The following is a 10340-nucleotide window of genomic DNA, read 5'->3' on the forward strand; positions in this document are numbered from 1 at the left end:
ATTAAGAATCACTTGTTGTGGGGCTGCTACAAAATTCAAAAAGATTGAGGATAGTATTGACAAACCCTATTACGACCGTATGCACCAAAAACTGAAAGCTAATCCTCTATACGCAAAAGCTATCAGTAAAATAAGGAGTAGAACGGTAGAACCTGTACTAGGTACTTTAATAAACTTCATGAATTTGAAGCGGCTAAACACCAGAGGGATGATCAGCGCTAATAAACACGTCTTAATGAGTGCTATAGCTTATAATCTGAAAAAATTGATGAAATTCTCTCGTCCTAAAATTAAATATCACACCCTAAGTGTGGATGTATTAAAGCTAAATCAGCATATCAAACTTAATTTCTTAAACCCTTTGTATCTGAACTAAAATAAGCCTTTTAGAGACTCGCTTTTTTTACAAACAATAAAACAACAAAAAAAAATGTGCCTCGCTTATATCAGCTTTAAATAACGCTTCTTTACTTAATAAAATGATTTTATATAACTATTTAGTGAGTTGTGCAACAGTTACCCTTGTTGGGCGATGTTTTTATTTTTCTGCATATTCGCTTGCTATTCTACCTGAAATTAATCCTGCAACTGTCCCAAGTCCTGGCCAGGTATTGTCGCCTGCAAGCCAAAAGTTTTTAATTCCAATGTCCTGTGGAACAGCATTAAAGTTCGCGTTTTTAAGTGTTTGTTTAAACCCGCCGACACTTCCATTAGTCCTTTTTGTAAACTTTTGATATGTCAAAGGTGTTCCTACTTCATAAATAACAGCATTTTCTCCAAGTCTTGGATAGACTATTCTTGCAGTTTCAATTAATTTTTGTCCAATATTTTGCTTTTTGATTTGATACTCTGTTTCTGATAAATTTTGCCATTCAGAAAGTTCACAATGAGTTGAAAGCATAACTGAACAAAAACCTGACGGTGCTGAAATGTTATCGTCTTTTGCAGAAATAGAAATAAACATATTATTTCCATTTCCTAATTTTGTTTCGTAATCAAGTAAAATTTGGTGGTGCTTAAAAGTCTGATTAGAAATTTCCGACTCGGGAATACCTAAAAAAACTACTATTGCACTTCCTTGATATTTTTCGTTTTTTGCTATAAATGGTTGTAATTTATTTTTTATTGAACTTGGGCAAATATTATATGTCAGGTCAATTGGTAAAGAACTTATTATTTTTTTAGATTTAAAAACTCCTTTATTTGTTGTTATACTCCAATTTGCTTCCTCTTGTTTGAAACCAATTACTCTATACCCTTTTTTTAATGTTCCCCCAATTTTTAAATAATGAGTTGATAAATAATTCCAAAAATTTTTCATTCCACCGTCTGCTCTCATAAGACCCGCACCTCTAATGGTAGTTCCTAAAGCCGAATTGATAAAAGGTGCTTTATCAATACTGCTGTGAACAGTGTCTTCTATCAGCATTGAAAGTAAACCAATAAGCGGTTTGTCTTTTTCTAAATTGAATTTTTTTAGTATGTCAAGCATTGTTGAATTCAGATATTTTACCAAATACAAATTTTGAATTCCAATAGTCTTTAATACAATGTACAAATCCTTTGGACTACGAATTGGCAATTTAATATTATCCCGGCTAGCATTCCAAAATACCTTTGTAACCTTGTCCATAAGATTCCAAAATTTAATGTGCTTGTCTGTCGAACCTAATTTTTCTAAACGTTCTTTGTTCCATTTTTCAAAATCTCGATATAGTATAACCTGTCTATCTGGTAACCAAGCAATGTATTCAATATACTCTCCCTTTGGAAGCTCTAAGCCTATATCTTTGAAAAAGTTTCCACCAACACCATCATTTACAAAGTCAACCAATGTTGTTGCTCCAACGTCAAATGAAAAATTTTTTTTGGTGAAAAATCCAGCACAACCTCCCAACTGTCCGTGAGATTCAAAAACGATAGTTTTAAATCCTTTACTTTGAAGTCTTAATGCTGTCGAAAATCCCGAAATTCCTCCTCCAAAAATTGCTATGTCGTACTCTTCAATCATTTAGTTGTCTGTCGTTGAATATGTTGCTTATAAAATATCGCCCAACTAGTAAATATCCGCTATCCTATAGCGCATATTTTTAGATTAAGTTACAATTTAGTATTAGATTTTAAATATTCAAATGATCTAAAGGACTTTTTATTTGGTTAATATGCTTTATAAGCATCTATATTTTGGTTTTTATATGGCTACTACCTATCGTGTATGACGATTTTCAATACTTGCTCTAAAAATTTAAACAATAATAAAGACAATTATTATTCGGATATACACGGATAATTTTAATCTGATACTCGGAATTAAAGTGCTTAAAGCGTAAGGCTAAAGGCGGAAAGCTAAAGGCTTTGAATCATCATATAGAGATTAATTTTCTTCTTTTATTTTACTCATCCTTGATACTAGAAAATTGAATGGTTTTAACTACAGAAAACACAATGTTCACAGAGGGCTTTTATAAGTCTTCACCCAGCTTTGTGTGCTCTGCGTACTCCGTGGTTGAATAATAATTAAAAAGGTAAAATTAAAAATTAAAAAAACAGGGAAATCACTCATTCAAAAATCAATCCTTCAATCAATAAAAAAATGAGATTGCTTCTTCGTTCCTCATCGCTATGAAAGGAAAAATTCAAAAGGAAAAATTAAAAATTAAAAAACAGGGAAATCACTCATTCAAAAAATCAATCCTTCAATCAATAAAAACAGATTGCTTCTTCGTTCCTCATCGTAATGACAGGAAAAATTAAAAATAAATCAATAACTCATCAAAAAGGCAAAATTATAAACCGTCAAACATCCCTATCCAACCAAAAACTAACAACCTAACCAACTAACAAACTAACAACCTAACCAACTAACCACCTAACCACCTACCTCACACATCTAAACCCCATATTACTCATGCCAGAATCCGGACTGCTTTTCATACGTCTTGCAACGCGGTAACCAGAACAATAGCTATCGTTGCACATAAAGGAACCGCCTCTTGCTACTTTTTTAGGCGTATAAGGCTCATCAGGGTCGTAACTGTCTGTTGGACCTTTTGGGTTACTAATGCCACCTGCTTGCTTAGCGGTTTCGTAATAGTCGTTTCTGTACCAATCTGCACACCATTCCCATACATTGCCAGCCATATCATACAATTGGTAGCCATTAGGTTTGAAAGATTTCACTGGCGCTAAACCATCAAAACCATCTTTTTTAAGATTTTGGTAAGGGAAACTTCCTTCCCATGAGTTTGCTTTTATGCCTTTACTGATATGTTCATTACCCCAAGGATAAATGGCATTTTGTAAACCTCCACGGGCTGCAAACTCCCACTCGGCTTCTGTTGGCAGGCGTTTTCCTGCCCATTTGCAATAAGCTGTGGCATCGTCCCAACTGATATGTACTACAGGGTAATTATCTTTCCCCTTAATATCACTACCCGGACCTTCTGGATGTTTCCAATTAGCACCTTCTACCCAGCGCCACCACTGGCTGTAATCATTTAAATCAACCTCAGCAGTTGTTGGTGTAAAAACTAAGGATGCTGCAACTAACTGGCTTTCATCAGGCTTAGGAGTACCCGGAGGGAGCTGCTTTTTTAGCTCTTCCCAATTGGGTTTGCGCTCTGCCGTGGTGATATAACCTGTAGCTTCTACAAACTTGGCAAATTGCGCATTGGTTACTTCATGCTCATCCATCCAAAAGCCAGAAACTGTTACTTGGTGTTTAGGAAATTCATCTTTATCGGCTTGTTCATTGTCTCCGCCCATCATAAATGTACCTCCCTGAATATAAACCATACCCGTTTTTGATGTATCGCCATTAAAATTGATAGTTACAGTGCTATCTGTTTCGCTATTGGTATCTACTTGTTTGGTGCTTTGCTGGCAAGCATTAAAAGTGATAGCTAGTAAGCTTAACCCTAATAAAGACTCTTTTAATCTGAGATTTGACATCGTGTGTGGAATATGTTTGGCTTTCAAAATTTAAAATTATCAAAATTATTCTTCTAATTTGTAACAATTAAACTCAAAACCTATCTCATCTAAAAAACTACTCACATAAATGTCTCAGAAGGAACAAATTTTCAAAGAAATTTTTCAGGCTAATTCTAAGAAAATATATCGTTTATGTTTTGGTTATACCAATGATGAGGATAGTGCGAATGATTTAATGCAAGAGACTTTCTTGAAAGTTTGGCAAAATCTGGACAAATTCAGAAACCAAGCCATGATTTCTACTTGGATTTACCGGATAGCTGTAAACACTTGTTTAACTTACCTTAAAACAGAAAAAAGACAAGCTAAGGACGAGTTAACACCAAACATCATAGAAAACAAAGCTGAGGAAACTTCAGAGAAACAAGAACAAATTAAAACGCTTTACAATTGTATTGCCCAGCTAGAAGAAAATGAAAGGCTCTTGATTACTTTGGTGATGGATGAAGTGCCTTATCCAGAAATTGCGGAGATTTCTGGTATCTCCGAAGGAAATTTGAGAGTTAAAATTCACCGTATTAAACACAAGCTTACAGAACTTTTTAATAAGCATGAAAGACTTTGATTCTATATTAAATATTTGGAACGAACAAGCCGATAATACTCCTAAAGTTGATTATAAGGAGTTGATTTCTCGTTATAAAAAATCGAGGAATAAATTTAGTGCTAAAATTTGGATAGAACTTATCTGGATGGTTTTAGCAGCTTGTACCATTGGTTATTTGTGGGCTACCCTATCTTTTAATACTTGGACTACCCATATTGCCATGTTTATTTTTGAGCTTTGTTGCTTTTATTATATCTATACCCAAATTAAAAACTTAAAAACATTAAATAACGATTCTCTTTTAGAAACTCCGGAAAAGCATATTGACTATATCGAGGGCTTTAGAAAAGAGCGTTTTCAACAAAATACACGTAATTACTACGTTTATACTGTTGCCTTAGCACTGGCTTTGGGTTTGTATTTTATCGAGTTTTTTAACCATGTAAATACCATAACTTTGGTGTTGGCGGTAGCTTTTTCTGTCACCTGGTTTGCTTTATGTACCTTCTTCATCAGGGTTGTTTATATCCGTAAAGAGGAAAGACGTTTTAATGAGCTGATTGCTGAACTGGAACGTTTAAAAAAGCAATTTGCCAATCAGGAGAATTAGTTTTCTTTGATTTCGGTAATATCAAAAGTATTGCTTCTGATGCTGTATTCTATCAGCTTTTTACCCGTAGGTTTTGCTTTTGGATTGGGGTTCTCGTACAAATCAAAAGCTCTTCTCAGCTTGCCTTCGTGGAGGTAAAAATTATCTTTTCCTCGGTATAATTTGGATGTTTTACTGGTTAAAGCTGGGAATTTAATTCGGTTAGGTTCGCCGTTATTGTACTCTAAACAATATAATTCTGCGGTTTTAACGCTATCATTTAAGGTGGTATAAATTAAAATCTCTGGATTACCATCGGTATCCATATCGGTATTAAAGGCTTCCACAAACTTGCCTTCTATTTCTAGATTGTAAGCCGTATTTTCTTGCTGTAAAGTATCAGTACGCAAAACCAGCACAGCACCTAGCGTATCGGCACCTTTACCCCAGTTTACAATATGAAAATCTAAACCTGGCCTTACCATCAATTTTTGCATGCTTTTAAAAGGCTGAGGTAAAACTACTTTAGTTTGAGGAGCTTTATTTTCTGTTTGTTCTGCCTCGCCACAAGCTACTAAGCTTAAAGTGTATACAAAAATATAAGTCAATACTTTATTCATCGTCTAAAAACTAATTAAACATCATCACTGCGGGTAATTCTATTTTCTTTCCATCCGTACCTTTAACGGATAATTTTAAGGCCGAACCTAATCCATCATCAAAATAAGCTAATTTAATTTTGTGTAAGCCTGGTCTTAGCCAAACCCCGGCAGCTCGCTCATAGCGGGCATGCTTGCCATCATTATCGATAATCAATTCATCATCAATATACAACCTAGAACCATCATCGCTTAATAAAGAAAACTCAAAAGTTGCATCTTCATTTACTTTGATGTATCCGCTAAATACTAAACCATAGCTTCTATCTTTACCGCTTATCTTACTTAGCGTTAGCTGATTAACCAAACCTTTTTTTGTAGCTAAATTGGTATCAATTTCTAAAACGCTGGTGAATTTGCCCGGAACATAATGGTATTTTAAACTTCCTGAAACTGCTGGCGTATCTGTAATAGCTTCTAAAGGCTTACGGTTTACTAACCAAGTGGTTATTACAGCACTACGCTTACCAGAAGGTGTAATTACGATAGATTTTACTGGAATACGCTCGCCCTCTTTTACGGTAACTTCTAAATTCCCTTGATAAACTAAACAAGTAGCATCGGGTGTTTTACCATCTAATGTATAATAGATAACAGCATCTTTTACAGAAGGTTTCCACGTGAAGGTATAGCTTGATTGGATATTTAGCGTGGTATCTTTAGCACCTATAGCAGTAGGCACTCTGTAAAGTGTAGAGGTTTGGTCGAGCAGGTTTAAGTGTAAAGGCAAACGCTGGTGAGCAAAGTTTTGATAATCCTTTTGGGAGGTATTTGTCCATGCTACTTCTGCCAAAGCCATAACCCTAGGAAAAAGCATATACTCTACTTTTTGCGTGGTAGGCATATATTCTGTCCACATATTGGCTTGCACCCCTTTGATGTATTTTTGTTGTGCTGCTGTTAAAACTGCTGGTGTAGGGTTGTATTGGTAAAGCAGCTCTATCCTGCCATCACCACCTATAGAAAGCGGCTCTTGGTCTGAGCGACCTTGAACATGGTCTAGATACAAACCGTTTGAACCGGGCGTCATGATCACATCGTGGTTTTGCTGTGCAGCTGCTATGCCACCTTTTTCTCCTCGCCACGACATTACCGTGGCATTGGGTGCTAAACCGCCTTCTAAAATTTCATCCCAACCTATAATTTTTCTGCCGTTTTTGTTTACAAATTTCTCTATCCGTTGGATAAAGTAAGATTGAAGCTCTTCTTCATTTTTAAGTTTTTTAGCTTTGATACGCTTTTGGCAGTACCTACAAGTTTTCCAGCGGGTTTTAGGCGCTTCATCGCCACCGATATGGATATAAGAGGAGGGAAAAATAGCCATCACCTCGGTTAACACATCTTCTAAAAAATGGAAGGTTTCTTCTTTACCTGCACAAAAAATATCAGGGAAAACACCCCATTTTTCTTCTACTTTAAAAGGCCCTGGCGTATCGCCACAAGCAAACTCTGGGTATGATGCTAAAGCAGCAACAGCATGGCCTGGCAATTCTATCTCGGGTATTACATTGATGTATTTGGATGCTGCATAAGCCACAATTTCTTTGGCTTCTTCTTGTGTGTAAAATCCGCCGTAAGGCTTGTTATCAAACCATTGTGGCATACGGTCGTGGAAATTACCAATTAAAGTTTGCGCTCTGTAAGCTCCTATTTCTGTTAGTTTTGGATATTTTTTAATCTCCAAGCGCCAGCCTTGGTCTTCTGTTAAATGCCAATGAAAATTATTGAGCTTGTACATTGCCATGATATCAATATACTTTTTGATAAAATCTAGCGGATAAAAATGCCTGCCCACATCTAAATGTAAACCACGATACTGAAACCTTGGTTGGTCTTTAATGATAGCCTGCGGAATATTAAGATTACTTTTATGCAACTGATACAACTGTGCTAAACTTTGCATAGCGTAAAAAAGCCCTTGCTCTTGTCCGCTTAAGGTAATTTGCTTTTCGCCGATGTTGATTTCATAAGCTTCTGGATTTTGCGGTAAAGCTTGATTGATAAAGCTGATAAGGCTTTCTGGTGCTTGAATAAAGTTTTTGGCTACCACCAACTCAAAACCACTATGCTGTTTTACTAAATCTCTAAATAACTCGGCTATTTTTCTATCTGCATCTTGCTGATAAAGAATAGCCGTTTGCGGTGTTAACACAAAAAAACCTTCTTTAGTTATTACTTCTTGTGGTGCGGGTATAATGCCTAAGTTTTGGTTTATAGCCTGACTAAATACAGAACAAGAGAGTAGAGCAAAAAGAATAAAGAAATAAAAACGCATATCGATGTTAAAATATTTAAAAGCTTAGTATTTATAATTAAGAACCCATCCCCATAAAAATGGCCGATGCAATGCCAAAAATGAAAGCTAAAAAGTATATCACTAAAATAATGATGACTATAATTCCCCAAAACTTAAATACTGATTTTATTTTGGAAAAAGCATATTCAATAGATTCTTGGTCTTTGATTAAAATGGCTTGTTTGGTATAAACGGCAAAATCATAAAGGTATTTTGCTGGGAAATAATATATCAAACCAGCAATGATATAAATTAGTCCGAAGGCAGCACCACCAATGGCACCAAAAGTAGTTGCAGATAGCATAGCCGAACCAAAAACGGCAAATAATAATCCTAATAAAACTGCTAAACCAGTAAATATAAAACCCATTATAGCTAAAAATTTAGCCCACTTGGCCGTTTCTAATAAAAATTCTTCTATAGAGAAGCTAAAGACCAATGCCTTTACTTCTTCTTGGTTTTGATTTTCTTGATTGTCTAGATTTTCTGAGTAGTTGTTTTCTTCCATGTTTAGTAAAATTTAAATTTTTATGAATATAAATGAAATTCTTTAAAAAGGAAGCTACACTTAAACCAAAATTTTATACTTAAACTCTTATCTTTGCGCAAATTTTAGTCTTGGTTTCTTGGTAAAACCCAGATAAACATCAAAAAATACAAATCATAATATAAAAAAAATATGGCACTACAGTGCGGAATAGTTGGTTTACCCAACGTAGGCAAGTCTACCCTATTTAATTGTTTGTCTAATGCTAAAGCGCAAGCAGCAAACTTTCCTTTTTGTACTATTGAACCCAATGTTGGTGTAATTACCGTTCCGGATGAAAGGTTAACTAAACTTGCCGAATTGGTAAAACCACAAAAGGTTGTTCCAAATACGATTGAGATTGTAGACATAGCAGGTTTGGTAAAAGGTGCTTCACAAGGCGAAGGTTTAGGAAACCAGTTTTTAGGAAATATCAGAGCTACCAATGCTATCATCCATGTTTTACGTTGTTTTGATGATGGTAACGTGATCCACGTTGATGGTTCTGTAGACCCTATCAGAGATAAAGAAATTATTGATACCGAGTTACAATTGAAAGATTTAGAAACGGTAACTAAGCGTATCCAAAAAGTAGAAAAAACTGCTAAAACAGGTACTGATAAGGATGCTAAAAAGACTTTCGAGATACTATCTTTAGTAAAATCTCATTTAGAGTCTGGAAAATCTGCCCGTACCGCTCCTATCACTATCGAGGATTTTGAGTTTATTGAAGACTTAAGCTTACTCACCATCAAACCGGTTTTATACGTATGTAATGTTGATGAAGCTTCTGTAAACACCGGAAATAAATATGTAGACCTGGTAAAAGAGTCTGTTAAAGATGAAAATGCCGAGGTTTTGATTATTTCTGCCAAGATAGAATCTGAAATTGCGGAGCTGGAAGATTATGAAGAGCGCCAAATGTTTTTGGCCGATTTAGGTTTAACAGAATCTGGCGTGGCTAAATTGATTAGAGCGGCTTATCGCTTATTAAATTTATCAACTTATTTTACTGCAGGTGTGCAAGAAGTTAGGGCTTGGACCATCACCAAAGGTTTTACTGCCCCACAAGCTGCTGGCGTTATCCATAGTGATTTTGAGAAAGGTTTCATTAGAGCCGAGGTGATTAAATACCAGGATTTTGTGACTTTAGGTTCTGAAAACGCTTGTAAAGAAGCAGGTAAACTAGGTGTTGAAGGCAAAACTTATATAGTTGAAGATGGTGATATTATGCACTTTAGATTTAATGTTTAAAAATCATTTTTGAGATAGAGAAAAGCCAAATCTTTGAGGATTTGGCTTTTTTATTTTTGGGGTGTGGTGAGTTTGATTAATTACTATCAAAGTAAATACTACAAATCTTCTTTAGCCTTTGTGTCTCGTATGTTTATTGTGACCTCCTCCCACAAAACAGCAACGATCAAAATTAGAGAAGCAGGGCAATTATTTATAACTTGAAACAAATAATTGCGATGAAAAAATCAAAATTTACGGAGGCCCAGATAGCCTTTGCTTTGAAACAGTCAGAGACTGGAACTCGTGTAGAAGAGATCTGCAGGAAGATGGGTATTTCCCAGGCTACGTTTTTTAACTGGAAGAAGAAGTATGGCGGGCTTGGAGTAAGCGAGCTTCGGCGTTTACGGCAGCTTGAAGAGGAGAATAGCCAATTAAAAAAACTGGTTGCTGACCTTAGCCTGGACAAGCAAATGTTGCAGGATGTGATAAAAAAA

General features: G+C 35.6%; 10 protein-coding genes. 5 read left to right on the forward strand and 5 right to left on the reverse strand.

The window, feature by feature from the left end:
- On the forward strand, nucleotides 1-376 hold a 376-nt coding region (locus H510_RS18845), incomplete at its 5' end, for a transposase (protein WP_036692797.1).
- 162 nt (nucleotides 377-538) lie between these two features.
- Here the strand turns inward: H510_RS18845 and H510_RS0112530 are convergent.
- Nucleotides 539-2011, reverse strand: coding sequence for a phytoene desaturase family protein (locus tag H510_RS0112530; protein WP_026904642.1), 1473 nt, complete (start codon nucleotides 2009-2011; stop codon nucleotides 539-541).
- Between the two features lie 866 nt (nucleotides 2012-2877).
- On the reverse strand, nucleotides 2878-3951 hold the full coding sequence (locus tag H510_RS0112535) for a formylglycine-generating enzyme family protein (protein WP_026904643.1): 1074 nt from the start codon (nucleotides 3949-3951) through the stop codon (nucleotides 2878-2880).
- A 109-nt stretch (nucleotides 3952-4060) separates the two neighbouring features.
- Between H510_RS0112535 and H510_RS0112540 the strand changes: the two genes are divergently transcribed.
- Together H510_RS0112540 and H510_RS0112545 are read left to right on the forward strand one after the other, a co-directional pair.
- Nucleotides 4061-4558, forward strand: coding sequence for an RNA polymerase sigma factor (locus H510_RS0112540; protein WP_026904644.1), 498 nt, complete (start codon nucleotides 4061-4063; stop codon nucleotides 4556-4558).
- Nucleotides 4545-5150, forward strand: coding sequence for a hypothetical protein (locus tag H510_RS0112545; RefSeq protein ID WP_026904645.1), 606 nt, complete (start codon nucleotides 4545-4547; stop codon nucleotides 5148-5150). Before H510_RS0112540 ends, H510_RS0112545 begins: the two co-directional genes overlap by 14 nt.
- On the opposite strand, the gene H510_RS0112550 is transcribed toward H510_RS0112545, so the two are convergent.
- Genes H510_RS0112550 through H510_RS0112560 form a run of 3 tightly spaced genes read right to left on the reverse strand, consistent with a single transcriptional unit; the run spans nucleotide 5147 to nucleotide 8592 of the window.
- The gene (locus H510_RS0112550; RefSeq protein WP_026904646.1) at nucleotides 5147-5749 is read right to left on the reverse strand and encodes a hypothetical protein; all 603 of its coding nucleotides are present in this window, start codon (nucleotides 5747-5749) and stop codon (nucleotides 5147-5149) included. The genes H510_RS0112545 and H510_RS0112550 overlap by 4 nt on opposite strands.
- A gap of 10 nt (nucleotides 5750-5759) precedes the next feature.
- Nucleotides 5760-8063, reverse strand: a complete 2304-nt coding sequence (locus H510_RS0112555) for a family 20 glycosylhydrolase (protein ID WP_026904647.1) — start codon at nucleotides 8061-8063, stop codon at nucleotides 5760-5762.
- Between the two features lie 37 nt (nucleotides 8064-8100).
- Nucleotides 8101-8592 carry a DUF5362 family protein gene (locus tag H510_RS0112560; protein WP_051291208.1) on the reverse strand — a complete coding sequence of 164 codons (492 nt, stop codon included), beginning with the start codon at nucleotides 8590-8592 and terminating at the stop codon, nucleotides 8101-8103.
- 171 nt (nucleotides 8593-8763) lie between these two features.
- Between H510_RS0112560 and ychF the strand changes: the two genes are divergently transcribed.
- Nucleotides 8764-9864: a redox-regulated ATPase YchF gene (gene ychF / locus H510_RS0112565; RefSeq protein WP_026904649.1), complete on the forward strand. Its 1101-nt coding sequence runs from the start codon at nucleotides 8764-8766 to the stop codon at nucleotides 9862-9864.
- 218 nt (nucleotides 9865-10082) lie between these two features.
- The coding region (locus H510_RS0112570) for a transposase (RefSeq protein ID WP_026904650.1) at nucleotides 10083-10340 on the forward strand (258 nt) is incomplete at its 3' end.

This window comes from Pedobacter glucosidilyticus DSM 23534, assembly GCF_000425145.1.
Lineage (GTDB): Bacteria > Bacteroidota > Bacteroidia > Sphingobacteriales > Sphingobacteriaceae > Pseudopedobacter > Pseudopedobacter glucosidilyticus.

Bases quoted from the DNA above. Each gene is read 5' to 3' on its own strand.
- H510_RS0112560 (WP_051291208.1), bottom strand. From the start codon at position 8,592: ATGGAAGAAAACAACTACTCAGAAAATCTAGACAATCAAGAAAATCAA.
- ychF (WP_026904649.1), top strand. From the start codon at position 8,764: ATGGCACTACAGTGCGGAATAGTTGGTTTACCCAACGTAGGCAAGTCT.
- H510_RS0112535 (WP_026904643.1), bottom strand. From the start codon at position 3,951: ATGTCAAATCTCAGATTAAAAGAGTCTTTATTAGGGTTAAGCTTACTA.
- H510_RS0112530 (WP_026904642.1), bottom strand. From the start codon at position 2,011: ATGATTGAAGAGTACGACATAGCAATTTTTGGAGGAGGAATTTCGGGA.
- H510_RS0112550 (WP_026904646.1), bottom strand. From the start codon at position 5,749: ATGAATAAAGTATTGACTTATATTTTTGTATACACTTTAAGCTTAGTA.
- H510_RS0112540 (WP_026904644.1), top strand. From the start codon at position 4,061: ATGTCTCAGAAGGAACAAATTTTCAAAGAAATTTTTCAGGCTAATTCT.
- H510_RS0112545 (WP_026904645.1), top strand. From the start codon at position 4,545: ATGAAAGACTTTGATTCTATATTAAATATTTGGAACGAACAAGCCGAT.
- H510_RS0112555 (WP_026904647.1), bottom strand. From the start codon at position 8,063: ATGCGTTTTTATTTCTTTATTCTTTTTGCTCTACTCTCTTGTTCTGTA.